The organism is Pseudomonas sp. NFACC56-3 (assembly GCF_900100025.1).
In the GTDB taxonomy this organism is placed as follows: domain Bacteria; phylum Pseudomonadota; class Gammaproteobacteria; order Pseudomonadales; family Pseudomonadaceae; genus Aquipseudomonas; species Aquipseudomonas fluorescens_AA.
The window spans coordinates 168787-193701 of record NZ_FMTK01000002.1; the positions used below are offsets into that span (position 1 = coordinate 168787).

22 protein-coding genes and 3 pseudogenes are annotated in these 24915 nt (G+C 59.8%); 10 read left to right on the forward strand and 15 right to left on the reverse strand.

Annotated elements, in window-relative coordinates; all coding sequences use genetic code 11:
• Positions 1–419: 419 nt before the first annotated feature.
• Positions 420–1235, reverse strand: coding sequence for an NAD-dependent epimerase/dehydratase family protein (locus BLO80_RS03825; protein ID WP_092197308.1), 816 nt, complete (start codon positions 1233–1235; stop codon positions 420–422).
• Positions 1232–1684 (reverse strand): MarR family winged helix-turn-helix transcriptional regulator, encoded by a 453-nt coding sequence (locus BLO80_RS03830; protein ID WP_092326888.1) that lies wholly within the window; start codon positions 1682–1684, stop codon positions 1232–1234. The genes BLO80_RS03825 and BLO80_RS03830 overlap by 4 nt, the downstream gene beginning before the upstream one ends.
• A gap of 250 nt (positions 1685–1934) precedes the next feature.
• On the opposite strand from BLO80_RS03830, the pseudogene BLO80_RS03835 reads away from it, so the two are divergent.
• Positions 1935–2196: pseudogene (locus BLO80_RS03835) on the forward strand (pyocin activator PrtN family protein).
• Between the two features lie 33 nt (positions 2197–2229).
• Here the strand turns inward: BLO80_RS03835 and BLO80_RS03840 are convergent.
• Positions 2230–2679 carry a hypothetical protein gene (locus BLO80_RS03840; protein ID WP_092326890.1) on the reverse strand — a complete coding sequence of 150 codons (450 nt, stop codon included), beginning with the start codon at positions 2677–2679 and terminating at the stop codon, positions 2230–2232.
• Positions 2680–3003: 324 nt separating this feature from the next.
• Positions 3004–4037 (reverse strand): annotated as a pseudogene (locus BLO80_RS03850) (tyrosine-type recombinase/integrase).
• A 157-nt stretch (positions 4038–4194) separates the two neighbouring features.
• Here BLO80_RS03850 and dusA point away from each other — a divergent pair.
• The gene (gene dusA / locus BLO80_RS03855) at positions 4195–5214 is read left to right on the forward strand and encodes a tRNA dihydrouridine(20/20a) synthase DusA (RefSeq protein WP_092326893.1); all 1020 of its coding nucleotides are present in this window, start codon (positions 4195–4197) and stop codon (positions 5212–5214) included.
• Between the two features lie 177 nt (positions 5215–5391).
• Complete coding sequence (gene tal, locus BLO80_RS03860) at positions 5392–6318, forward strand: transaldolase (protein ID WP_072407787.1); 927 nt, start codon at positions 5392–5394, stop codon at positions 6316–6318.
• Between the two features lie 206 nt (positions 6319–6524).
• On the opposite strand, the gene rssC is transcribed toward tal, so the two are convergent.
• The 3 genes from rssC to BLO80_RS03875 all read right to left on the reverse strand — a co-directional run bounded on the left by rssC (position 6525) and on the right by BLO80_RS03875 (position 9224).
• Complete coding sequence (rssC, locus tag BLO80_RS03865) at positions 6525–7007, reverse strand: anti-sigma factor antagonist RssC (RefSeq protein WP_025212773.1); 483 nt, start codon at positions 7005–7007, stop codon at positions 6525–6527.
• Positions 7007–8188: a two-component system response regulator RssB gene (gene rssB / locus BLO80_RS03870; protein WP_053120765.1), complete on the reverse strand. Its 1182-nt coding sequence runs from the start codon at positions 8186–8188 to the stop codon at positions 7007–7009. Before rssB ends, rssC begins: the two co-directional genes overlap by 1 nt.
• Before the next feature lie 346 nt (positions 8189–8534).
• A complete protein-coding gene (locus BLO80_RS03875) occupies positions 8535–9224 on the reverse strand; it encodes an MlaA family lipoprotein (protein WP_092326895.1) in 690 nt (229 codons plus the stop codon).
• A gap of 201 nt (positions 9225–9425) precedes the next feature.
• On the opposite strand from BLO80_RS03875, the gene BLO80_RS03880 reads away from it, so the two are divergent.
• Positions 9426–10046 carry an HAD superfamily inactivated hydrolase PcrP gene (locus BLO80_RS03880; protein WP_092326896.1) on the forward strand — a complete coding sequence of 207 codons (621 nt, stop codon included), beginning with the start codon at positions 9426–9428 and terminating at the stop codon, positions 10044–10046.
• A 109-nt stretch (positions 10047–10155) separates the two neighbouring features.
• Positions 10156–10419: a DUF4404 family protein gene (locus BLO80_RS03885; RefSeq protein WP_092326898.1), complete on the forward strand. Its 264-nt coding sequence runs from the start codon at positions 10156–10158 to the stop codon at positions 10417–10419.
• 186 nt (positions 10420–10605) lie between these two features.
• Here BLO80_RS03885 and queF read toward each other — a convergent pair whose 3' ends face one another.
• The gene (gene queF / locus BLO80_RS03890) at positions 10606–11436 is read right to left on the reverse strand and encodes an NADPH-dependent 7-cyano-7-deazaguanine reductase QueF (RefSeq protein WP_092326900.1); all 831 of its coding nucleotides are present in this window, start codon (positions 11434–11436) and stop codon (positions 10606–10608) included.
• A gap of 100 nt (positions 11437–11536) precedes the next feature.
• A pseudogene (locus BLO80_RS30160) lies at positions 11537–11620 on the reverse strand (copper-binding protein); the annotation flags it as partial.
• Positions 11621–11808: 188 nt separating this feature from the next.
• On the opposite strand from BLO80_RS30160, the gene BLO80_RS03895 reads away from it, so the two are divergent.
• Positions 11809–12489 (forward strand): heavy metal response regulator transcription factor, encoded by a 681-nt coding sequence (locus BLO80_RS03895; protein ID WP_092326901.1) that lies wholly within the window; start codon positions 11809–11811, stop codon positions 12487–12489.
• Positions 12486–13838 (forward strand): heavy metal sensor histidine kinase, encoded by a 1353-nt coding sequence (locus BLO80_RS03900; RefSeq protein ID WP_092326903.1) that lies wholly within the window; start codon positions 12486–12488, stop codon positions 13836–13838. Before BLO80_RS03895 ends, BLO80_RS03900 begins: the two co-directional genes overlap by 4 nt.
• 179 nt (positions 13839–14017) lie before the next feature.
• Here the strand turns inward: BLO80_RS03900 and BLO80_RS03905 are convergent, their stop codons facing one another.
• The 3 genes from BLO80_RS03905 to BLO80_RS03915 form a co-directional block, all read right to left on the reverse strand.
• Positions 14018–15262: a lipoprotein-releasing ABC transporter permease subunit gene (locus tag BLO80_RS03905; protein WP_092326905.1), complete on the reverse strand. Its 1245-nt coding sequence runs from the start codon at positions 15260–15262 to the stop codon at positions 14018–14020.
• A gap of 63 nt (positions 15263–15325) precedes the next feature.
• Positions 15326–16009 (reverse strand): lipoprotein-releasing ABC transporter ATP-binding protein LolD, encoded by a 684-nt coding sequence (gene lolD, locus BLO80_RS03910; RefSeq protein WP_175459445.1) that lies wholly within the window; start codon positions 16007–16009, stop codon positions 15326–15328.
• Between the two features lie 7 nt (positions 16010–16016).
• A complete protein-coding gene (locus tag BLO80_RS03915; RefSeq protein WP_092166585.1) occupies positions 16017–17267 on the reverse strand; it encodes a lipoprotein-releasing ABC transporter permease subunit in 1251 nt (416 codons plus the stop codon).
• A gap of 94 nt (positions 17268–17361) precedes the next feature.
• On the opposite strand from BLO80_RS03915, the gene BLO80_RS03920 reads away from it, so the two are divergent.
• The gene (locus BLO80_RS03920) at positions 17362–17958 is read left to right on the forward strand and encodes a PilZ domain-containing protein (RefSeq protein WP_092326908.1); all 597 of its coding nucleotides are present in this window, start codon (positions 17362–17364) and stop codon (positions 17956–17958) included.
• Positions 17955–18677: a glycerophosphodiester phosphodiesterase gene (locus BLO80_RS03925; RefSeq protein ID WP_092197333.1), complete on the forward strand. Its 723-nt coding sequence runs from the start codon at positions 17955–17957 to the stop codon at positions 18675–18677. Before BLO80_RS03920 ends, BLO80_RS03925 begins: the two co-directional genes overlap by 4 nt.
• A 42-nt stretch (positions 18678–18719) precedes the next feature.
• On the opposite strand, the gene sthA is transcribed toward BLO80_RS03925, so the two are convergent.
• Both sthA and BLO80_RS03935 read right to left on the reverse strand, forming a co-directional pair.
• Entirely contained in the window at positions 18720–20114 is a 1395-nt protein-coding gene (gene sthA / locus BLO80_RS03930) for a Si-specific NAD(P)(+) transhydrogenase (RefSeq protein WP_092197335.1), read from the reverse strand.
• Positions 20115–20722: 608 nt separating this feature from the next.
• On the reverse strand, positions 20723–21712 hold the full coding sequence (locus BLO80_RS03935) for an FAD:protein FMN transferase (RefSeq protein WP_092326910.1): 990 nt from the start codon (positions 21710–21712) through the stop codon (positions 20723–20725).
• Positions 21713–21966: 254 nt separating this feature from the next.
• Between BLO80_RS03935 and BLO80_RS03940 the strand changes: the two genes are divergently transcribed.
• Positions 21967–23265, forward strand: coding sequence for an MFS transporter (locus BLO80_RS03940; RefSeq protein WP_092326912.1), 1299 nt, complete (start codon positions 21967–21969; stop codon positions 23263–23265).
• 170 nt (positions 23266–23435) lie between these two features.
• Here the strand turns inward: BLO80_RS03940 and BLO80_RS03945 are convergent, their stop codons facing one another.
• Positions 23436–24899 carry a glyceraldehyde-3-phosphate dehydrogenase gene (locus BLO80_RS03945; RefSeq protein WP_092326913.1) on the reverse strand — a complete coding sequence of 488 codons (1464 nt, stop codon included), beginning with the start codon at positions 24897–24899 and terminating at the stop codon, positions 23436–23438.
• Between the last annotated feature and the right edge of the window lie 16 nt (positions 24900–24915).

Below are 24915 nucleotides of genomic sequence, written 5' to 3' on the forward strand. Positions count from 1 at the left end.
TTGTATCCGATCACCATGCCCCTAGAACATATTCCATCACAGCCTCTCTCTCGGCGCTTCAGCGTGGCCCCGATGATGGATTGGATGGATTAACCGCTTTACCTCCCGTTATGCTTGCTTATAGGCGCTTTTTGAGTCTTCCCTGTAGCAAATATTTAGCGCCCTCCAACTGGGTTCCTTACTTGATCGGTGCGCCGCTGGGCCAGAATCCACACCGCTATGTAGACTGGGTTCAGTTCAGCTTGGTGTTCGGAGGTTACGCGAAATCTGAGCAAGGAATCCCCTGCTTAATGTAAAGATTTCAATCTGAAGCGCGTAATTTTCTATCGTGGAAACCAAGATCGACTTTATTCAACAGAATCGGCTAGCAGCAGCCATTCATCCTGACTACCACGCCTCAAACTCGTGCAATTAATGCTCTAAAGCGCTCCCTCCCGCTGAGCTTGGTAGATCGTGGCGAACGTCGGCACAAAGCCAAGGCGACGGGCCAACGCCCCATCGACATGCAAGTGCCATGGGTTGATGACTGGCTCCGCTGACGGCTCCATAGTTTCGCCCAACAACTCAATGAGTTCGTAGTAGGACGTCGGTGCCTCATCGACGATGTTGACCACATGGCCGTCCATTGCCCCAGTCAATCCGAGCAGCATGGCCGTGGCAATATCACGATGATGGATCAAGCTCATTTTCTGAGCCGGGTGCCATTTGCCCTGAACAACATATTTGGGCAGCATTTCCAGATGCCCGTCCTGGTCTCCGTAGACAAACCCAAACCGCTGGATTGACCAGTTCAGCCCGCTCTCACGTAACAGCTGTTCAGCCGCGAGTTTGCTGGCCGGGTAAGCGTGCTGTGGATCGGCAGCATCGTCTTCACGGCCAGGACGCGGGCTGTCGGGGTTATAAATGTTGGTGGTGCTCGACATGATGAAGCGGGCGCCGGGCGCATTGGCTCTGGCCGCCGCGATGAGGCAACGTGTGCCTTCAAGGTTGCTCTTCCAGATGAGGTCAATGTCTTGGGTGCGAAAAACCGCGGCAAGATGAACGATGGCCGATACGCCTCGTACCGCCTCGGTCAACGAGTCGGGGTCAAGTATGTCGCCCTCGATGGGCTCCACACCGTCGGGAAGTTGCTTGCCCGCTCGAACCAATCCACGGCACTCGATGCCTGCTTGCACAAGCCTCTTGAGGAGGCGCTCGCCTACCAGGCCCGTACCCCCGGTCACTAGAATTGTCATGGTTTGCCTCCTTCAGTCAGAAGATGTGTCAGTCTTGCCGTTGCGCCTTCAAGCACTCGAACGAGCGTTGCCAGCTCGGTTGCTTCTACTTTGTCAAAGGAGACCTTCAGGACGAGGTCGATGGGATCAGGCAATTGTTGCCACAACGCGAGCCCGCTGGGCGTGATGGTGAGCAGCCGTTGACGTTGATCCTGTTCGGTCGGCGTCTGCTCAATGAACCCTTTGCGCACCAGGGCACCTACCATTTCACTGAGCGACGGCTTCTCGACCTGCAATATTTTTAGAAACTCGCGCTGTACGGTCGGCCCGTTATTTGCCAACTGCCAAAGGATGTACCACTGTGTCGACCCTAGATCGTAGGGGCGCAGCGTTGCTTCCATGATGGCGCGGCTGGCGATGTAGTAGCGCTTGATCCACGTTGCGGCGGCGTGTTGTTTGAGATGGTCCATTCGACATTGCCCAGATAGTTCGGTGCCGAACCACAATAGTTCGGGTCCGAACGGATTGCAAGCCCTCCTCACGGCATTCGGGGCATTGAACTGACGAACTGCGGCAACTCGCCGTTGGCGTAGAAAGCCATGCGTAGCCTTTCTGTGCGTAATCAAAACTTGTTTTTCGGCGTGCCCTATAGGCTACTGGCCATTGGACTGCTAAATAGGCGCCAGCTCGACGAGCGAGGCCTGTGCGTTGTTTTTACTAATGGCCCAATACGATGGTCAAGCTATCATTCCGCTTGATCGAGTGTGCGCCGATTACATGCATCTGACTGTGGAAAAATTCAAACGAAAAAGACTAAAAAGACTAGACGGCAAAATTGACATTCCTGTAGTTCGCCTCGGCGACTGGTATACAAAAAGCAGCTTTGGGAATACATTTCAAGGATCTCGCCGACTATATTGATCGGCAGCATGCAAAAGCCGCTAAAGAACAGAATCAATTGATGAGCAGGAAAGCGGCGTAAGTAAAAAAAGGGGCGCTCAGCGCCCCACTATATTTAATCCCCACTCACCTGCCGGTCCATCGCGATGAAGAAGAACCCCCAGACAAAACATGCATAAAACCAAAAGCTGCTCACCGATACAACCCTTGCGGCAAGATCTTCTGGCGGAAACAAACCCAATAACCCCAGCGTAAACAAACACATCGCAGAAACAGGATACACAAGCTCGTTAATCTGGGTATGTAGCAATCCAATTATACCGTGGACAAACATTCCGCAAAAAGCCATCCAGAGCGTTTTAAGTATGACAATGAAAAAAACCATTAGCCAAGCGGCTGCCTGTTTACCTTCCCAGTTCACGCTAAACCAAATGGTATCATCAATAGACACAACCAACCCGGTCTGCATTATGTATGCAACGGCTAGCATAGGCAGGGCAAAGATCTTAGCTAAGTCTTGAAGACTCTTCATATCCGTAAGTTTTGGAACAAGTTCAGCAGCCATAAATCTTCCACTAGTAAATTTCTGATAGCTATGCGCAATAGCTCTAAACCAGCTCCCAAGGCTTATCATTTCTTCCGAGTACAGCCTTTAAAACCCCTTCCTTCCTCATTTCTGTAGCAGCCCAACGAGCATCATATTGCCACGTATAAAGAAGCGAACCTGACCGCTTGATTTCAACTTCGTAATTATCCCAAATGTATTTGGCCACATCCCTTGGCCACCCTACTCCACCCATGGATGTCAGTGCAGCTGCCACCCATATTTTCATATCACTCCTTGCAGCCATTTTCCCCTCCCACTAGTTAGCGCTTTTCCCTATTTGACTTACATGTCCAAACACGCCCTGAGCCAAGGCCAGTTTTTGAAAGTATCGCCTCGGACTCGTAAATGTGTATACCGACGTAGAGTATTCCAATCGCGTATCCAGAAACACTCGACACTCTAGGAATGTCCCAGTCCATTTCAAAAAGCCGACTCACCCCCTCATGCCGCAGGTCATGAAAATAAAGATCCTCGATCCCCATAATAGGGCAGGTCGAGTGAGTGCAGCCGAGATTGATCTGCCGTTGTAGGGGAAAATTTCTTTCTTTACCTTAGGCATTGCCTGGAGGATTGCCCAGGCCTCGTCTGGCAAATGGCACCACACATCGTTACCAATTTGCTGCCCAGGATTCTTCATATCCCGCACCAATACAGCCTGCCGTGACTCGTCCAGATCGTCCCAATAGATACGCGTTATCTCTTCCTGCCGGCGCGTCGAGAAAAGGCAAATGCAATGATCTTTGGCATCGGGATAGAGCTATTTACCCCTGGCCTCCCGTTCGAAAAAGTACTCCATTAACTGGTCCAGCTCCTCCAAGGTTGGCCGGCGGTTACGCTCTTTGCTCTTAGACCATCCCGATTCTGCACAACACCCTACGAGCATCAGGCATTGCATGCGGGTCGACCTCATAACCCCAGGCCGGACGCGCCACGGATAGCACCGCTCCCAAATGCGACAAATCGTTGCCCACCGTTTGCGCTTGGACACCGCCACCCTCCTTGCATATACGCCACTGAGCAAAATCCACGAGCTTCTGGCTGTTCAATGCCGAATCTTCGACCTCACCCAGCCACGTCTCCTTGATCGCCATCAGGGTTGCTCGTTTAGTCTTCCCCAGCGGTCGGATCTTCTCGTACTCGTCCAGGTACTGATCGATCATCTTCCTGATCGTCACACCCTTCCGGTTCGCACGTTCGATAGCACCTGGCGCGGCCAGCTCCGTCTCCCGACGCTTGATCCATGCCTGAGCCACCTGCTTGCGGTCGAAGGTTTGGCTTTCCTGATAAACTGTCTTCCCGTCCCGATTGATCCGTATCTGCGCCGTGTAGGCCGTCGAATTGTCCCTACGCTAGCGTGATGTGATCGTACCCGTATCCAGTTGCTAAATTGCTGAAACCGGATGCTACAACGTAGCAACCGCCTTTCAAAACAGGGAAAATGGGTAAAAACCGCTGTATAAAAGATCCGTATCAATGAATTTAGAAAAAACTGAATCGCCCGTAAATACTGGTCCCCCCCGTTCAGAGCCGTCCCGCCGCTTCAGCGTGGCCCCCATGATGGACTGGACCGACGCCCACTGCCGCTTCTTCCTACGCATCCTCTCCAAACACGCCCTGCTCTACACCGAAATGGTCACCACCGGCGCGCTGCTCAACGGTGACCACGAACGCTTCCTGCGCCATCACCCATCCGAACATCCCCTGGCTCTGCAACTGGGTGGCAGCGTGCCTGCCGACCTGGCCGCCTGCGCCCGTATGGCCCAGGAGCACGGTTACGACGAGGTGAACCTCAACGTCGGCTGCCCCAGCGACCGGGTGCAGAACAATATGATCGGCGCGTGCCTGATGGGGCATCCGGGGTTGGTGGCCGATTGTGTGAAGGCGATGCGTGATGCGGTGTCGATTCCGGTGACGGTCAAGCATCGCATCGGGATCAATGGGCGGGACAGTTACGAGCAGTTGTGTGAGTTTGTCGGGACGGTGCGCGAGGCCGGTTGCACGAGTTTTACCGTGCATGCGCGGATTGCGATTCTGGAGGGGCTGTCGCCGAAGGAGAATCGCGACATCCCGCCGCTGCGTTATGAGGTGGCCGCGCGGTTGAAGGCGGATTTTCCGCAGTTGGAGATTGTGCTCAACGGTGGAATCAAGACGCTGGAGGCCTGCCACGAGCATCTGCAGACGTTCGACGGTGTGATGCTGGGGCGCGAGGCCTATCACAACCCGTATCTGCTGGCCGAAGTGGATCAGCAGTTGTTTGGCAGCACCGCGCCGATCATCACCCGGGCCGAGGCGCTGGCGCAATTGCGGCCTTATATCGCCGATCATCTGGCCGCTGGCGGGGCGATGCATCACATCACCCGTCACGTGTTAGGGCTGGGCACCGGGTTCCCGGGGGCGCGGCGGTTTCGGCAGTTGTTGTCGGTGGACATCCACAAAACCAAGGATCCGCTGGCGTTGCTGGATCAGGCGGGGCAATTGCTGGAAGGGCGTTAACCGTCACTTGCTTTGAACCTGCGCGCTGTTTTGGCATCGTATCTACCGATACCGCCCCGGCCTTTCAAACAGCCGTTTTCAGGTTGTTGCCGCTGGGGCCGTCGATACCTCTTCACGCCCTTGAGTGGCTGCCGGCCCTCGGGTAATGTCAACGGACCCATAGGACAGAGCACGCTCATGACTTCCAAGCTGGAACAACTCAAACAATTCACCACCGTCGTGGCCGATACCGGCGACTTCGAGGCCATCGCCCGCGTCAAACCCGTGGACGCCACCACCAACCCTTCCCTGCTGCTCAAGGCGTCGGCCATTCAGGGCTATGCCGAGCAACTGAACGCCTGCGTGGCAGACTGCAAGGGCGATGTGGGCTTGGCCAGCGACCGCTTTGCCGTAGCGGTCGGGCAAGAAATCCTGAAAGTGATCCCGGGGCGTATTTCCACTGAAGTGGACGCGCGCCTGTCGTTCGATACCGAGGCCATGTTGAAGCGTGCGCATCGTCTGATCGACCTCTACGAAAAGGCCGGTATTGGCCGGGATCGGGTGTTGATCAAGATTGCTTCCACCTGGGAAGGCATTCGTGCTGCCGAGCAGTTGGAGCGTGAAGGCATCCAGTGCAACCTGACGCTGCTGTTCTCCTTCGCCCAGGCCGCGGCCTGTGCCGATGCCGGGGTGTTCCTGATCTCGCCGTTCGTGGGCCGTATCTACGACTGGTACAAGAAAGCCAATGGCAACGACTACACCGGCGCGGATGATCCGGGCGTGCAGTCGGTGACGCGCATCTACAACTACTACAAGGCCAATGACTACAAGACCGTGGTCATGGGCGCGAGCTTCCGCAATCTCAACCAGATCGAGCAACTGGCCGGGTGCGACCGCTTGACCGTCAGCCCGGACCTGCTGGAAAAACTCGCCGCCGACGAAGGCAAGCTGGAGCGCAAGCTGGCGCCAGGGCAAGCCGGGGAAGCACGCTTGATCCTCAACGAAGCGCAGTTCCGCTGGTTGTCCAACGAGGACGCCATGGCGACCGAGAAACTGGCCGAAGGTATCCGTCAGTTCGCCCGAGACCAGGAGAAGCTGGAGGCATTGCTGCAAGCCAAGCTTTGAGCTGATCCAGCCGGCATGCAAAAAGGGCGAACCTGGTTGGGTTCGCCCTTTTTTATGCGGCTTGGCTTAAGGGATATGGCGGGTCGGCAAACGCCATCGCGAGCAAGCTCGCTCCCACAAAGGATGTCAGAACGCCACAAAACCTGTGGGAGCGAGCTTGCTCGCGATGAAGCCGGTACAGCCTACACAAAGCCCAAGGCTCAAGGTCAAGGCCGCTCCAGCGCATTCACCAGATCATGGAACGCTTCACGATTGGAATCGTTGAGCCCCATGAGGATCTTGTGGGCTTCAAGCACCTTGATCCGCACTTCCTCTTCGGACTGATCCTGATCAGGCAGGTCGTCCAGGCATTCCGGACACGGCACGGGGTCGCCCACGATGTTGAACACCTGGTCGAAGCCCATCGATTGCAGCAGACGGGTGATGTCGTTGTGGGTGGTGACGACGGTCGGCAGCAGGCCGACCTTTTGCCGCGACAGGATCGACAGCTTGGCCAACAGGCCCAATGTGGTGCTGTCGATGCTGCGGGTTTCGGTCAGGTCGATCACGATGGCGCTGAAGTTCAGCGCGGTGAAGATCCGCTCAATAGTCGCATCCAGCGCCGAACACAGGGTCAGGCGCACTTCACCGACAAACTTCAGGACGAAGGTGCCGTCCTGCTCGGCGAACTGGATTCTACCGGTACTCATCAAAGGTTCCTGCTCAACACTAACAGGGCGATATCATCCGGCATCTCCCCGAGCGTGGCTAATCCAAACACTTGACGCAAGCCTTCCAGGCTACCGCCCGCTGCGCTTACCCGTTCAGGCAAGGCCGCTTCTTTCTCTTTGAGTGTAGGTTCCGTCAAAAGGTCCAAAATGCCATCAGACATCAGCGTCAGGCTGAATGTCGGTGGCAATTCCAGCACGTGGTCTTCGTAGGTGGCCTCGTTGAACAGGCCCACCGGCAAACCACGCCCTTCCAGGTAACGAACACTGTCTGGCGTATACAACACAGGCAACGGCAGGTGACCGCCGATGCTATAGGTCAACAAACCCGTCTCCTCGTCGATGACTCCACCGACCATCGTGACGTGTTTGCCCAGCTTACAACTGATCAGGCCTCGGTTGATATGCCCAAGGACTTCCGACGGCTTGAACTCTGGCAACGTGCCATTACGCTTGGATTCGAACAGCAGCCGCGTGGTCATGAACTTCAACAGCACCGTCACGAAGGCCGAGGACGCGCCATGGCCGGAAACGTCCGCCAGGTAGAACGCCACTCGCCGCTCATCGACGCGGAAATAGTCCACGAAATCGCCCGACAGGTACAACGACGGGATGATCTGGTGGGCAAAACGGAAATCGTCGACGGTCCAGGGGCTGACCGGCAGCATGTTCATCTGCACCTGGCGCCCGGCGTTCTGGTCTTCCTGCAACAGGTTCAGGCTGGCTTCCAGCTCGCGGTTGGCAGTTTCCAGCTTCTCGCGGTAGCGCTGGTTTTCCACCAACAGGCGCGAACGGTCCAAGGCCCGGCGCACCGAGTGCTCAAGCACCGCGAGGTCTTCAAGGGGCTTGATCAGGTAATCCGCCGCGCCCAGGCGCAATGCCTCGACCGCATCGTTCATCACGCCCGCGCCCGACACCACGATCACCGGGGTCTGCGAGGAAATCTCGGTTACCTGGCGAATGAGTTCGAGTCCGCCCATCTGCGGCATGCGCAGGTCGCAGATGACCAGGTCGGGCTTGTCTTGCTCGAATACCTGAAGACCCTGTTGACCATTGCTGGCCTGCAGGACGCTGAAACCACTGTCTTCCAAGTAGGCTGCGAGACTGGCTCGCACCACTTCGTCATCATCGATTATCAGCAGCGTGGCACTGGTTTTTGGCATGTGGGCAAACGGCGCCAGAATTAGGTTGGCGTAGCGGGCTGGGCGGTCTGGCCTGGCACGCACTACTGGATTCGCTTTCTAGCCTCTCTGTCGTACCGGTTTCAGGCCTTTGCCCTACACGCCCTTACATCAGAGGTGCCCTTCTAAGGCGCAGACGGTACTCCCATCCGCGGGGCGTTTCAAGCTCATGCAGATAGCCGCTTGCCGTCTTTATTTGTCAAAGCACAGAGAGTTATAAGAACCGAGCGAAGCGTAACTCAAATGGAAGGATCAAACCCGCTCAAACACGACGCCAAAGCACAGAAGGCGGCCTTTTGGGCCGCCTTCGTGATTTTACGGGTCGAAATCAAAAATCGTCTTCGACCTGGCCGTCCTTGACTTTGAATTCGCGGTTCTGCAGGTAGGCATTGCGGATGAAGATGTATTTGTCGCCACTCACCATCTTCTCGGCCGACAACAGGCTGGCGCGGGTATCGACGATGTTCAGGCCGTGAATGGAGTTACGCACCGAGACGTTATCGATATAACGATAAGGCGCGGTGTAGTCATCGACCAGCTTGGCCGGCGCGTCACGCAGGGTGCTTGGCCCCAGCAGCGGCAGCATCACATACGGGCCACTGCCCAGGCCCCAGTAGCCAAGGGTCTGGCCGAAATCTTCGTCACTGCGCTGCAGGCCCATCTGGGTGCCCACGTCAAAGAAGCCCAGCAGGCCGAAGGTGGTGTTGAAGATCAACCGGGCAGTGTCGACCCCGGCGGCGGCCGGCTTGGCCTGCAGCACGTTGTTGGCCAGGTTGCCGACGTCGCCGATGTTACGGAACATGTTGTGGATGCCGTCTTCGAGGAACTGCGGCGTCACGTATTGATAACCCTGGGCCAGTGGCTTGAGCGCATAGGTATCGAGGGTGTCGTTGAAGGTGAAGATTGGACGGTTGACGCTTTCCCAAGGATCCTCTTCCGTCGCGGCCTGAGTGGCGTACGGAACCAGCAGGACACAAGCGGAAAGACACAGCTGAGCTAGACGATGGCTCCAGCGCATAGGGAAGAACTCCTTGGATTATTCAGGCAAGGGCGCCGAGCCCAGGCGGTAAGCTGGCTAGTATAAGACGGAACGCGTGGATAGGCAGCACCGAAAAACACCCAGGCCGTAGGACTTTTCCGCGACTGCCCCCCTTCACCTCACTGTCACCGGACTGTCATCGGAGCCCATTAGGCTGCTGGTTATTTCAAGGACGTTCCCATGCCCCGCGCCGAAGCCCTGCCTCTCCCCGCCCCCAGCCTGACCGCCGTACTGTTTGGCCTCAGCGGATGCCTGGTGGATTTCGGGGCGCGCATTCGTCAGCCAGGGGCAACGCCAGCGGATCACGCCCAGCCGACACCCGGCGCCTTGGAAAGCCTGCAACGCTTGCAACAGCTGAATATTCCCTGCGCCTGGCTCGACGAATTGCCTCCCGCCATCAGCCATAGCCTGGCGGCGTCATTGCCCTCCTCCATCAAAGCGCCGCAACTTCCTGCAACAAATTATCCATGGCCAGCGCCGCATGCCTGCTGGCAAGCGTTGATGGCGTTGAACGTCCAGCAGTTGGACGGCTGTGTGTTGGTCAGTGGCGAACCACGGTTGTTGCAGTCGGGACTCAACGCAGGTTTGTGGACCATCGGACTGGCATCCTGCGGCTCTTTGTGTGGCCTGGCGCCCGCCGAGTGGCAGGCATTGAGTCAACAGGCGCGGGAAACCAAACGCGCCAAGGCCACCGTGCAATTGTTCGGCCTCGGGGTGCATTCAGTGATCGATCACTTGGGCGAACTCGACACTTGCCTGGCCGATATCTGCCTGCGCCGCATCAAAGGCGAGAAGCCCTGACCGGGATCATGCAGGGCGCGTGAGTGTGGATTACTCTTAAGGCAGGCCATGGACTTTTGACGCAGCGTCGCGGTCCATGGCTGTGCCTATCAATAAAGGGAGTACGCCAATGCCTGCCCGCGAATTGCAAGAACAGCTCAATACACTGCGCGAGCAATTGGAACAGAATCCACCGCTTACCGAAGTCGAGCGCGATGACCTGCACGCGCTGATGCAACAGATCGAACTTGAGCTTGAGTTGGAAACCCAAACACCGGACACCAACCTCGCGGACAATGTGAACCTGGCCGTCGAACGCTTCGAGCTGGAGCACCCCACGCTGGCCGGGACCTTGCGCAACATCGTGCAAGCCTTGGGCAGCATGGGGATCTGAACCCTTAGCATGCAAAAAGCCCTGCTATCTAGCAGGGCTTTTTAGTTTCACATGCCTGCAATGCAATCCCCCGGTGGGAGCGAGCTTGCTCGCGATAGCGGTGTGTCAGCCAACCTCAATGTTGGAGGTGCTGCCCTCATCGCAAGCAAGCTCGCTCCCACAACAGTTCACTTTCGCAAGGAAAGTTTATTGGCGGACCAGGCGGTGGTTCGGCAGTTGGACGTCTTCAGTACTGCGGTACGGGTTGATATCCAGCCCACCACGCCGTACATACCGCGCATACACCGTCAATTTCTCCGGTTTGAGCAAGCGCTGCAGGTCGAGAAAGATTCGTTCCACGCATTGCTCATGGAAATCCGAATGCTGGCGGAAGCTGACGATGTAGGCCAGCAGGCTGGCCGGGTCCAGGGCAGCGCCGCGATATTCCACCGCCACGCTGCCCCAGTCTGGCTGGCTGGTCACCGGGCAGTTGGATTTGAGCAGGTGGCTGTGCAGGCTTTGCTCGACGGTGCGTGAAGCATCGCAGCGCAGCAGCTCCGGGCGCGGGTGCGCGTAGGAGTCGACGCTGATGTCCAGATCGTCGATGCAGGTACCGGGCAGCGCGACGATGCCTTCACGCTCCACGTCCTTGAGGCTGCGGATGCGCACACCCACCGCCTTGCCGGCTGCAGCCGACAGGTCCTGGCGCAGGGTGGCTTCCAGGCTCGCGGTGTCGGCGAACGGGGTCTGGTTCAAGGAGTTGAGGTACAGCTTGAAGGATTTGGATTCGATGATATTCGGCGAATCCGCCGGAATCGCGAACTCACCGATGGCCACCACCGGCTTGCCGGACGGCAACAGCCACGACAGCTCGAAACAGTTCCAGAAATCCACGCCCTTGTATGGCAGGGTCTCGGCCGTCAGGCCCAGTTCCGCCCATTTCGCGGTGCGCGGGATCGGGAACAGCAGTGACGGCGTGTACGTGGCGATGTATTCGCTGGACTTGCCCAGCGGCGAGTGTTCGGCTGCGGGATGCATGACGGAAACCTGACTGAAGAATCAGCGGATTCTATCAGCCTTTGCCGCAGCCTTTGAGTGCTTACTGACTGACTGTCAGGTCGCCCTTCATCCCGGTCTGCTAGTGGCCGGGAATATGGCAGGCAAACTCCAGGCGCGTGGCCTTTCTTAAGGTCCAGGTCGGCTCGGCGGTCTGGCCCGGCTTTCCCCCCCCTGCAATCAAGCGGGTTCCCATCAACATGTCCATACTCCAATCGGATCAGCGTATGGGAAACTCTATCGCTGCAGGCCTGCCAGTCGGCTGACAGTTCGATTACAACTTTGTCAGGTTGCGCCACGTACCCGCCTGCCACGGTATAACGCCCTCGTCCCACCTCTGCCTTGAGCCGCCCCATGAAACTGCTGATCGTCGAAGACCAAACCAAAACCGGCCAATACCTGCGCCAAGGCCTGGGCGAAGCCGGGTTCAACGCCGACCTGGTGGCCGACGGCGTCACCGGCCAGCAACTGGCCTTGAGCGGTGAATACGCCTTGCTGATCCTCGACGTGATGTTGCCCGGCCGCGATGGCTGGCAGATCCTGCAAGCCGTCCGCGGGGCCGGCCTGGATACCCCGGTGCTGTTCCTCACCGCGCGGGACGCGGTACAGGATCGGGTCCATGGGCTGGAACTGGGCGCCGATGATTATCTGGTCAAGCCCTTTGCTTTTTCCGAGTTGCTGGCGCGGGTGCGCAGCCTGTTGCGCCGGGGCAGTTCGACGCAGCAGGAAACCAGCCTGCAACTGGCCGACTTGCGCCTGGACCTGATCCGCCGTCGCGTCGAACGCAGCGGTCGGCGCATCGACCTCACCGCCAAGGAGTTCGCCTTGCTGGAAATGCTCTTGCGCCGCCAGGGTGAAGTGTTGCCCAAATCGCTGATCGCGTCCCAGGTCTGGGACATGAACTTCGACAGCGACACCAACGTCATCGAAGTCGCCATCCGGCGCCTGCGCATCAAGATCGACGATGAGTTCCCCAATAAGCTCATCCACACCGTGCGGGGCATGGGCTATGTGCTTGAAGAGCGAAGCCTGTGAGGGGCCGATGGTCGCTGAGCAGCCGCCTGGCGCTGCTGTTCGCCGCCTGCGCGGCCGTGGTGTCGTTGTTTGCCGGCGTGCTGTTCAGCCGTGGCAGCGAGGCACACTTCATCGAGCTGGACCAGCAACTGCTCGAAGGCAAGCTGATCGGCCTGCGCCGAGCCCTGCAAGACCTTGACGCCGAGCAGACCCAGCGCCGACTGGAAGATGAGCTGAGCCGTCAGGCCGACCTGGCGCTGCGCATCAAAGGCAGCGATGGCGTGCGTTGGTACGACAGTTCGATCCGGATTCCGGCTCAGTTGCCGGAGCGGCCCGGCCTGTCGACCCTCAGCGATGCCGACAACGATTACCGGGTATTGAATGCGCCGCTGTATCCCGACCGAGCCGATTCACCGCAACTGACCCTGTTGCTGGACATCACCCATCACCAGCACTTCCTGCAACGCATGCAAAGGCTGATCTGGCTGACCGTCGGCCTTTCGGCCCTGGCCACCGCCCTGCTCGGTGCCTGGATCGCCCGGCGGGCCTTGCGGCCGCTGCGACGCATGGGCGCCATCGCCAGCAACGTCTCGGCCCGTTCCCTAAACGCCCGCCTGCCCGAAGAGCAAATGCCCGCCGAACTGGCGGAATTGGCCCACAGCATCAACGCCATGCTCGGACGCCTCGACGATGCGTTTCAGCGGCTCTCGGCGTTCTCTGCCGACATCGCCCATGAGTTGCGCACGCCGCTGTCGAACCTGCTGACCCACACCCAGGTCACCCTCACCCGCGAACGCTCGCTGGAGGACTACCGCGAGGCGTTGCACAGCAATCTCGAAGAACTGCAATGGATGGCGCAACTGGTCAACGACATGCTGTACCTGGCCAAGGCCGACCATGGCCTGCTGGCGCTCAATCGCGAACCGCTGCAATTGGGCGAGGAAGTGGACGTGCTGCTGGAATTTTTCGCACCCCTGGCCGAAGACGCCAAGGTCCGTTTGAGACGCGAGGGCGACGGCCGCATCGAGGGTGATCGCAACATGTTGCGCCGGGCGCTCTCCAACCTGCTGGACAACGCCCTGCGCTTCACCCCTGTCGACGGTGAAGTGCGGGTGCGAATGGTCGATGGAACTCAAGGCGTGAGGGTCAGCGTGGAGAACAGTGGCGAGGGAATTCCAGCGGACTTGCTGCCGCGCCTGTTCGACCGGTTCTACCGCGCCGACCCGGCCCGCCAGGAAGGCAGCAGCGAACACGCGGGGCTTGGACTGGCCATCACCCGCTCGATCATTCGCGCCCATGGCGGGCAGATCCGTTGCGAATCGGCCGATGGCTGGACGCGGTTCCTGATCGAGTTGCCGAAGGGGGATTAAGCCCGACGCCCCCCTGTGGCGAGGGAGCTTGCTCCCGCTGGAGCGCGAAGCGCTCCCAAAAAAAGCCGGAGGCCTGCCTATCATCATGGGTAAGCCCGCAGCGTTTGGGGCTGCTGCGCAGCCCAGCGGGAGCAAGCTCCCTCGCCACAGGCCTGGCAAGCGTCCAGATCTACGGGGTATCAGGAATACCGCAACGCCTGCGCCGGTTCGATCTTCGCCGCGCGCCATGCCGGGTAGACGGTGGCGAGGAAGCTCAGGATGAACCCGGCCGAGCAGATCAGCACGACGTCGCCACGCTGCAGCTCCGACGGCAGGTTGCTGACGAAATACACATCGGAACTGAAGATGTGCTGGCCGCTGACCCGTTCCAGCCAGCCCACCAGCGCACTGACGTTCAACGCCGCGATCACCCCCAGCACGCCACCGATGAGCGTGCCGACGACACCGATCACCGTGCCCTGGACCATGAAGATCGCCATGATCTGCCGCGGCGTGGCGCCGATGGTACGCAGGATCGCAATGTCCGCGCCCTTGTCGTTCACCACCATGATCAGCGTGGCGATGATGTTGAACGCCGCCACCGCGACGATCATCAGCAACAGCAAGCCAATCATGGTTTTTTCCATTTTCATGGCGCTGAACAGGCTGCCCTGGGTATGAGTCCAGTCGTCAGCCTTGTAATCCGCGCCAAGGCCGGTGGCGATGTCACCGGAGACCTTCGGCGCTGCGTACAAGTCTTTCACCGCCAGGCGCACGCTTTGCACCTGGTTCGGCTGCCAATGCTGCATCTGCGCGGCGTCGGCCAAGTGGATCAGCGCCATGGAGCCGTCCAGCTCGGCGCCGACCTTGAACACACCCACGACGTTCAAGCGCTGCATCCGCGGCGTGATCCCCCCCGGCGCGGTGCTGACTTCCGGCACGATCAACGTCAGTTTGTCGCCGACATTCAAACGGAAACGCCGGGCCGTGATCTCGCCGATGACCACACCGTATTCGCCCGGCTTCAAGTCATCGAGACGGCCCTGGACGATATGCTGGGCAACGATGGACACCTTGCCTTCCTGGGCCGGATCGATGCCGCTGATCTGGATCGGCTGCATCGAACCTTTATGGCTCAGCATGCCTTCCATCTCGGTAAACGGCACGGCGGCGGTCACTTCAGGATTCTTCAGCGCCGCAGCGGCCACCGGCTGCCAGTCGTCGATCGGATTCACCCCGACGATCGTGGCGTGGGGCACCATGCCGAGGATGCGCGAGCTCATCTCGCGCTGGAAGCCGTTCATCACCGACAGCACCACGATCATCGCCAGCACACCCAGGGCGAGGCCGATCATCGAGGTCATGGAGATGAACGAAACAAAGCGATTGCGGCGCTTGGCGCGGGTATAGCGCGTGCCGATAAAGATCGATAACGGTCTGAACATTCGCGGGGCACCGTATGAAAATAAAAGACCCGGCACTGGTTTCAAGTGTCGGGTTTCGGTCGGTCAGATGGGCGTCAGGCAACCTTCCTGCAAGTGCAGGACGCGGTCCATCTGCCGGGCCAGGTTCATGTCGTGGGTCACCACCAGGAACGCCGTGCGCATCGAGGTGCTGAGCTCCAGCATCAAGTCCTGGATGCCTTGGGCGGTGTGGGAGTCGAGGTTGCCGGTCGGCTCATCAAGCATCACCAGACCTGGCTTGTTGACCAGGGCCCGTGCGATCGCCACGCGCTGGCGCTCGCCACCGGACAGTTCGGCCGGCTTGTGTTCCAGGCGATGCCCCAGCCCTACCCGCTCCAGCAACGCCGTGGCGCGCTGACGGGCCTCGGGAATCGCCGTGCGGCCGATCAACAGCGGCATGCAGACGTTTTCCAGCGCGGTGAACTCGGGCAGCAAATGGTGGAACTGGTAGACGAAACCCAGGGAACGGTTGCGCAGCAGGCCACGGGCCTTCTCGTTCAGCGCCGACAGTTCTTCGCCGGCCAGCCAGACGCTGCCGGTGGTCGGCGTATCCAGGCCGCCCAGCAGATTGAGCAAGGTACTTTTGCCGGACCCGGAGGTGCCGACAATCGCCACGCGCTCGCCCGGGTGCAGTTCCAGTTGCAGGCCCGACAACACCACCACCGACTCCGGGCCTTCCTCGTAGGATTTGCCCAGATTGCGGCAGCTCAAGATCGCTTTTTCACTCATGCCCGACTCACTCATAACGTAACGCCTCCGCAGGCTGGGTGCGCGCGGCACGCCAGGCAGGATACAGGGTGGCGAGGAAACTCAGGACCAACGCGGCGCCGCAGACCATCAACACGTCATCGGACTGCAACTGCGATGGCAGGTAGTCGATGAAGTACACGTCGGCGTTGAGAAACTTGTGCCCGATCAGGCCCTCGAGGGCGGCGATCGCGGCGCTGACATTCAGTGCGGCGAACATCCCGACCAGGGCCCCCACGAACGTACCGATCACGCCGATGACCGTGCCCTGGACCATGAAGATCCGCATGATCTGCCCTGGCGTGGCACCGAGGGTGCGCAAGATCGCGATGTCGCCCTTCTTGTCGTTCACCACCATCACCAGCGTGGAAATGATGTTGAACGCCGCCACGGCGACAATCAGCAACAGCAACAGGCCGATCATGGCTTTTTCCATGCGGATCGCCTGGTACAGGTTGCCGTGGGTCCGGGTCCAGTCCCGGGCGTAATAACGGTCCTCGCCAAGCTGCTGGGCGATGGTCCAGGCCACACGCGGGGCCTGGAACAGGTCATCGAACTTCAACCGCAGGCCCTGGACCTGATCCGGTTTCCAGCGATGCAGGCGGGCCAGGTCCTGGAGGTTGGTGACCCCCAGGTAACCGTCCAGCTCGCCGGCGCCGACATGGAAGATGCCGACCACGGTAAAGCGTTTCATGCGCGGGAACATGCCGCCCGGGGTCACGGTAACCTCCGGGGCGACGAAGGTCAGCTTGTCGCCGATGGCCACGCCGAGCTTGGCCGCGGCCTTGTCGCCGATGACGATACCGAAGCTGCCGGGCGCCAGGTCGTCGAGTTTGCCCTGCTGCATGAAGTTATCGATGATCGACACCTGCCGCTCGAGCCCGGGGTCGATGCCATTGAGCAACACCTTGGACACCTTGCCATCGTTGGTCAGCAACCCCTGCATCTGGATGAATGGCGCCACGGCCAGCACCTGCGGGTTCTGCTTGACCTTGGCGGCCAGGCTCGGCCAATCGCTGATGGCTTCGCCGGTTTCCAGGGTCGCGTGGGGCACCATGCCCAGCACGCGAGTGCGCATCTCATGGTCGAAGCCATTCATCACCGAGAGCACGACGATCATCACGACCACGCCAAGGGCCAGTCCGATGATGGATGTCAGGGAAATGAACGATACGAAATGATTGCGACGCTTTGCACGGGTATAACGCGTGCCGATAAATACGAAGAGAGGTCTGAACATGTCGGGGCTTGTTCGGAGGGAAAAGGAACGTCCTTGTGGCGGGGGTCACAAACCAGCTTTACACTCAGACCACCGCCGCTACCATGGGTTCGCCATGTCGACATTAGATGAAGAAGATCGCCGCGAATACTACCGTATCGAGGACACGATCGCACTGGAAATTCGGCCCCTCTCCATTCCTGAAGCTGCTGGCCAGGAAGTGTTGCAGGATGCTTCTCCATTGTTCAACCTGCTCAGTGAACTGCACCTGAGCGAATTCGAGTCACAGCACCTGCTGCGCCAGATCAGCGAGCGCGAACGCAGCATCACGGCGTACCTCAAGGCAATGAACAAACGCATCGACCTGCTCAGCCAGGTCATTGCCCTGACGGTGCTCGGCGAAATCGGCGAGCCGCAGCCGGTGATCATTTCCGAAGGCGGTGTGGACTTCCAATACCCCACGCCAATCGCCGTCGGCGCCCACTTATCCATCAAGCTGGTGCTGATGCCCCAGGCTCTCGGCTTGCTGCTGCGGGCGCGGGTCACCCACTGTGACCCCAAGGGCGACGGCTACGACGTGGGCACCGAGTTCGAACGCCCGACCGACGCCCAGCGCCAGTTGCTGGCCCGCTACATCCTGCAGAAACAGGCGCAAGAACGGCGCCTGGCCCGGGAACTGAACGAATCAGGTATCAATAAGGAAGAACCGTGACCCTCATTTATGGCCACCGCGGCGCCAAGGGCGAAGCGCCGGAAAACACCCTGACCGGTTTTCAGGAGTGCCTCAAGCACGGCGTACGCCGTTGCGAGCTGGACCTGCATCTTTCGATGGACGGCGAGTTGATGGTCATCCACGACCCGACCCTCAAGCGCACCACGGACCGCCGCGGCAAGGTGGTGGAACACTCCGCCGCCGAGCTGGTGACCTACGATGCGCGCAAGGGCGGCCCGGGCTGGATCAAGCCGTGCCCGATTCCGCGCCTGGAAGAGCTGTTCGAGAAGTGTGATTTCGAGCACTGGCAACTGGAGGTCAAGAGTGCCTCGCGCACCCGCGCCGCGGCCACGGTATTGGGCATCCGCGAAATGGCCCAGCGTTTCGGGCTGCTGGACAAGATCACCATCACGTCCAGTTCCCGGGAAGTGCTCAAGGCGGCCCTGGACCTGACCCCGGACATCTCCCGAGGGCTGGTGGCCGAATACGCCTGGCTCGACCCGTTGAAGGTCGCCCAGAGCTACGGCTGCGAGATTCTGGCGTTGAACTGGACCCTGTGCACGCCGGAGCGCCTGATCAAGGCCCAACGCCAGGGCCTGCATGTGTCGGTGTGGACCGTCAACGAGCCCGCGCTGATGCGCAGGCTCGCCGACTTTGGCGCTGACAGCCTGATTACAGACTTTCCCGGTTTGGCCACCGCCACCCTCGGGAAGGGCTGAAATCGGTCTCCCCGGCCGGCTCAGGCCACCGGCCGGAGCCGCTCAAAAAAGCCGGTTGAGCCCGTCATAGGCCGCTACCCGATAGGCTTCGGCCATGGTCGGGTAGTTGAACGTGGTGTTGACGAAGTACTTCAGCGTGTTCAGCTCGCCCGGCTGGTTCATGATCGCCTGGCCGATGTGCACGATCTCCGACGCCTGGTAACCGAAGCAGTGCACGCCCAGCACTTCCAGGGTCTCGCGATGGAACAGGATCTTCAGCATGCCTTGCGGCTCGCCGGCGATCTGCGCGCGCGCCATGCTCTTGAAGAACGCCTTGCCGACTTCGTACGGCACCTTGGCCTGGGTCAACTCCTGCTCGTTCTTGCCGATCGAGCTGATCTCCGGAATGGTGTAGATGCCGGTCGGCACGTCGTTGACGAAGCGCCAGCTGCCGTTGTCGACAATGCTGCCGGCGGCCGAACGGCCCTGGTCGTGGGCGGCACTGGCCAGGCTCGGCCAACCGATCACGTCACCGGCACCATAGATGTTCGGCACGCAGGTGCGGTAGTTCTCGTCGACTTCGATCTGGCCGCGGCTGTTGACCTTCACGCCGATGTTTTCCAGGCCCAGGGTGTCGGTGTTGCCGGTACGACCGTTGCACCAGAGCAAGGCATCGGCCTTGATCTTCTTGCCGGACTTGAGGTGCAGGATCACGCCGTTGTCGACGCCTTCGACACGCTCGTATTCTTCGTTGTGGCGCACGGTGATGTTGTTGTTGCTGAAGTGATAGCTCAGGGCCTGGGAAATTTCCGAGTCGAGGAAGCTCAACAACTGGCCGCGGTTATCCACCAGTTCCACCAGCACGCCCAGGCCACTGAAGATCGAGGCGTATTCGCAACCGATCACGCCGGCACCGTAGACGATGAGCTTACGCGGGGTGTGGCCCAGGCTCAGGATGGTGTCGCTATCGTAGATCCGCGCATGGTTGAAATCGATGTCGGCCGGGCGATACGGGCGCGAACCGGTGGCGATGATGATGTGCTTGGCCACCAGCTTCTCGACCACGCCATTGCCGCACACCACTTCGACCGTCTGCTCGTCGGCAAAGCTGCCCGTGCCGAAGAACACGTCCACGCGGTTGCGGGCGTAGTAGCCGGTGCGCGAGGCCACTTGCTTGGAGATCACCTTCTCGGCGCTCTTGAGCACGTCAGGGAAGGAGAACCAGCGCGGCTCGCCGATGGCCCGGAACATCGGGTTGGTGTTGAACTGCATGATCTGCCGGACCGAGTGACGCAAGGCCTTGGACGGGATGGTACCCAAGTGGGTGCAGTTGCCGCCGACCTGCCGACGGCTGTCGACCATCGCCACCTTGCGCCCTGCCTTGGCCGCGTTCATCGCCGCGCCTTCCCCCGCCGGGCCGGAGCCCAGTACCACCACGTCGTAGTTGTAGACAGCCATGCGTACTCCTCAGAACAGGCCGCGACGCCTCACTAGGCATCGACGGCTAAATCATGCCGGCCTGCGGCATGAAGGAACAATTTGGGGCCGGTTCACGAGCCCGGCCACAGTCTATAGAAGCGTCAACGCCGCGCACATTACCCCTTGGTCGCGTCGTAGGCTAGGGGGCGTTCTCAATTAGTTTCCCCACCGCGTTGTGCCTTAAAGCGGGCCAGACAAGGCGCAGGCCGCTGGGAATGGTGTTCCCTTTCCAAGGCCTGCAACGCAGCATGGCCCGCTTTAAGGCGCAACCCGGAGGGCCGGGCCTGCTGTTGTGCAGGGCTGCGTTGCTCGAAGCTTATTTGGAATGACCAAACCACGCTTCTCGCGCCTTGCCCTGCACAACAGCAGACCCGGCGCGGTGGGGAAACTAATTGAGAACGCCCCCTTTGCCTGCGCTATTTCGCCACAGGCAAGCTTTCAAAACGCTGTCGGTGCTTGCCCAAATCACCGTGGCGAGGGAGCTTGCTCCCGCTTGAGTGCGAAGCGCTCACAAAAATGGGTCTGCTACGCAGCCCAGCGGGAGCAAGCTCCCTCGCCACAGGTCGCCTACATCCTGAAGACTGTCATCATTGGGTTTTCCCGCCGCTGATCCGTTCAAACGCATCGTTGGTACGGGTGACAAAGCCATTGCCGTCCCGGAGCACGAAAAATACCCCGATGCCATGTTTTTCGGCATAGTCCCAACCCCGTTCAGGGCCAAGAATCAGCAACAGCGTCGATAGTCCATCGGCCATCAGCGCCGAAGGATGAATCACCGTGACTGACGCCAGGTTATGTAGGACCGGCGCACCAGTGCGTGCATCGAAGGTGTGGGAATAACGCTGACCGCCCTGTTCGAAGTAATGACGGTAGTCACCCGAGGTGGAAACCCCGTAGCCGTTGACCTCGATGACACGCTCCGCCACTTGCCGGTCATCCCGGGGCTCTTCCAGGGCGATGCGCCAGGCCGAACCATCGGGTTTGCGCCCGACGGCCTTGAGTTCCCCGGTGGCTTCGGCCAGGTAACTGTCGATGCCCAGGGCCTGGAGCCTCGCGGCGATGCGGTCGACGGCATAACCGGCGGCGATACTGTTGAAATCGACTTCCACCGCGGCGTCCTTGCACAACCGGTCGCCCTCAATACGCAAATGACCATGACCGACGCGCTGGCGCACCAAGGTCAAGGTTTCTGCAGCCGGCACTTTCTCTTCCCGGGACTGGGGCCCGAAGCCCCACAGGTTCAGCAGCGGTTCTACGGTCAGATCGAAGGCGCCCTCGCTTTGAATCGACAACTGCTCGCCCACGCGGATCAACGCCAGGACCGGCCCAGGCATGACCTGGCAACTGTTGGCCGGCAATGCGTTGAAGCGCTCAACGTCCGAATCGCCGCGATAGGTCGAGAATTGCCGATCCACTTCGGCAAGGATGTTTTCCACCTCGGCCTGCACCGTTTTCGGAGCGGGCCCGGCGGAATGCCTGACGTACTGAATGGAATAATGGCTGCCCATGGTCGGACCGGCGAAGCGCTCGAGGGTGTCGCCATTACCGCAGCCGGACAAAACACCGGCCAAGATCACAAGTATCCGCCATCGTCCAGTTAACAATTCTTCATCTCCCCTCAAAACCGCGCCCGCCATTATGGGCTTCAGCGCGTGCGTGCGCGAACCTGTGGGATCAGACCTGTGGGAGCAAAGCTTGCTCGCGATGCGTGCGACACGGTCCAGCTACAAGGCTGCGTTATCGTTCATCGCAAGCAAGCTTTTCCCCACAGGCCGCCCCCCCCACAGCGTGCAGCGCCTTCATACAAGATTTGCCAGAGTGAGTACCCAAAATGTCTTCCACCACGAGCAACGGCAAGGCGATTTTTCGCGTTGTCAGCGGCAACTTCCTGGAGATGTTCGACTTCATGGTCTACGGCTTCTACGCCACGGCCATCGCCAAGACGTTCTTCCCCGCCGACAGTGCGTTCGCCTCGCTGATGCTGTCCCTGGCCACGTTCGGTGCCGGATTCCTGATGCGTCCCCTGGGGGCGATTTTTCTTGGTGCCTACATCGACCGCCATGGCCGTCGCAAAGGCTTGATCATCACCCTGGTGCTGATGGCCATGGGCACCCTACTGATCGCCTGCGTGCCAGGCTACGCGACCCTCGGCGTGACGGCCCCTTTGCTAGTGCTGCTGGGCCGATTGCTGCAAGGCTTCTCCGCAGGCGTGGAGCTGGGTGGCGTGTCGGTCTACCTGGCGGAAATCTCCACGCCGGGGCGCAAAGGCTTCTTTGTCAGTTGGCAATCCGCCAGCCAACAGGCGGCGGTGGTGTTTGCCGGCTTGCTGGGGGTTGGCCTCAATCACTGGCTGAGCCCCCAGGAGATGGGCGATTGGGGCTGGCGCGTACCGTTCCTGGTGGGGTGCATGATTGTCCCGGCCATCTTCATGATTCGTCGCTCGCTGGAAGAAACACCTGAATTCCAAGCAAGAAAACACCGCCCAACCCTGTCGGAAATTGTCCGCTCCATCGGCCAGAACTTCGGCATTGTCTTGGCCGGCATGGCGCTGGTGGTGATGACCACCGTGTCGTTCTACCTGATCACCGCCTACACACCGACCTTCGGCAAGGCCGAGTTGAACCTGTCGGACCTGGATGCGCTGCTGGTCACGGTGTGCATCGGCTTGTCGAACTTCTTCTGGCTGCCTGTGATGGGGGCGTTTTCCGACAAGATCGGACGCAAACCCCTGCTCCTCGGTGCGACGATCCTGGCAATCCTGACCGCCTATCCGGCGCTGGCCTGGCTGGTGGCGAATCCCAGTTTCAGCCACTTGCTGATCGTCGAACTATGGCTGTCGTTCCTGTACGGATCCTACAACGGTGCCATGGTGGTGGCCTTGACGGAAATCATGCCGGTTGAAGTGCGCACCACCGGTTTCTCCCTGGCCTACAGCCTGGCGACAGCGACGTTCGGCGGATTTACTCCGGCGGCCTGTACCTACCTGATCCATGCGCTCGACAACAAGGCTGCACCGGGGATATGGCTCAGTGGGGCGGCGGTGCTGGGGTTGATTGCGACCCTGGTGTTGTTCAAGGGCAATCGGCATGAACTGCGGACTGCGCAGGCTTCGATGGCGAGCGGCGCCTGATAGACTCCTTCGCGAGCAAGCCCGCTCCCACATTGGAACGCATACATCAGCAACAACTCGGTCAACTGTGGGAGCGGGCTTGCTCGCGAAGAGGCCGGGACACTCAACACAAAACCTCTAGATAAAAAAACGCCCCGACAAGTCGGGGCGTTTTTACAAGCGGCTAAGGCTTAGCGCGGGAACGCTGGCGGGTTTACCCCGGCCATGTCTTCCATCACGCGAACCACCTGGCAGCTGTAACCGAATTCGTTGTCGTACCAGACGTACAGGACAACGCGGTTGTCTTGGCTGATGGTGGCCTCGGCATCCACGACACCGGCGTGGCGCGAGCCCACGAAGTCGGTGGACACCACTTCCTGGGAATTGACGAAGTCGATCTGCTTATGCAGTTCGGAGTGCAGCGCCATGTAGCGCAGGTACTCGTTCATCTCTTCACGGGTGGCGGCTTTCTCGAGGTTCAGGTTGAGAATGGCCATCGACACGTTCGGCGTCGGCACGCGGATCGCGTTGCCGGTCAGCTTGCCGGCCAGTTCAGGCAGGGCCTTGGCGGCGGCGGTGGCGGCACCGGTCTCGGTGATGACCATGTTCAGCGCGGCGCTGCGGCCACGGCGATCGCCCTTGTGGAAGTTGTCGATCAGGTTCTGGTCGTTGGTGTACGAGTGAACCGTTTCGACGTGACCGTTGACGATGCCGAACTTGTCGTTCACGGCCTTGAGCACCGGCACGATGGCGTTGGTGGTGCAAGAGGCGGCGGAGACGATCTTGTCGTCAGCGGTGATGTCGCCGTGGTTGATGCCGTGAACGATGTTCTTCAGCTTGCCCTTGCCTGGCGCGGTCAGGACAACGCGATCGACACCCGGGCAGGCCAGGTGCTGGCCCAGGCCGTCGGCGTCACGCCATACACCGGTGTTGTCCACCAGCAGCGCATCCTTGATACCGTACTGGGTGTAGTCCACCTCGGTCGGGTTCTTCGCGTAGATCACCTGGATCAGGTTGCCGTTGGCGGTGATGGTGTTGTTTTCTTCGTCGATGGTGATGGTGCCGTTGAACGAACCATGGACCGAGTCACGGCGCAGCAGGCTGGCACGCTTGGTCAGGTCGTTCTCGGCACCCTTGCGCACCACGATGGCCCGCAGGCGCAGGCCGTCGCCACCACCGGTTTTTTCGATCAGGATGCGCGCCAGCAGGCGGCCGATACGGCCGAAGCCGTACAGGACCACGTCAGTGCCTTTGCGAGCCGAAACGTTCTGCTGGCCAACCACATCAGCCATCTCTTCACGCACGAACTGCTCGGCGCTACGGCCATTGCCTTCGTTGCGGAATTTGAACGCCAGTTTGCCCAAGTCCACCGACGCCGCGCCGAGCTTGAGCTCGCTCATGGCCTTGAGCAGAGGGAATGTTTCGTGGACGGAGAGTTCGCTGTCGTCGGAAGAACGGTGGCGAGCAAAGCGGTGGGCTTTGAGGATCGCGATGACAGACTGGTTGATCAGGCTGCGGCCATAGATCGAGCTCACCACGTTGTTATTGCGGTAGAGCTGACCGATGAGGGGGATCATCGCTTCGGCGAGCGCTTCACGATCAATCCATTCACCAAGACACTGGTCGGGCTTCTGAGTCACGGTAACCTTCCACATGTAGGGGCTGAAAAAA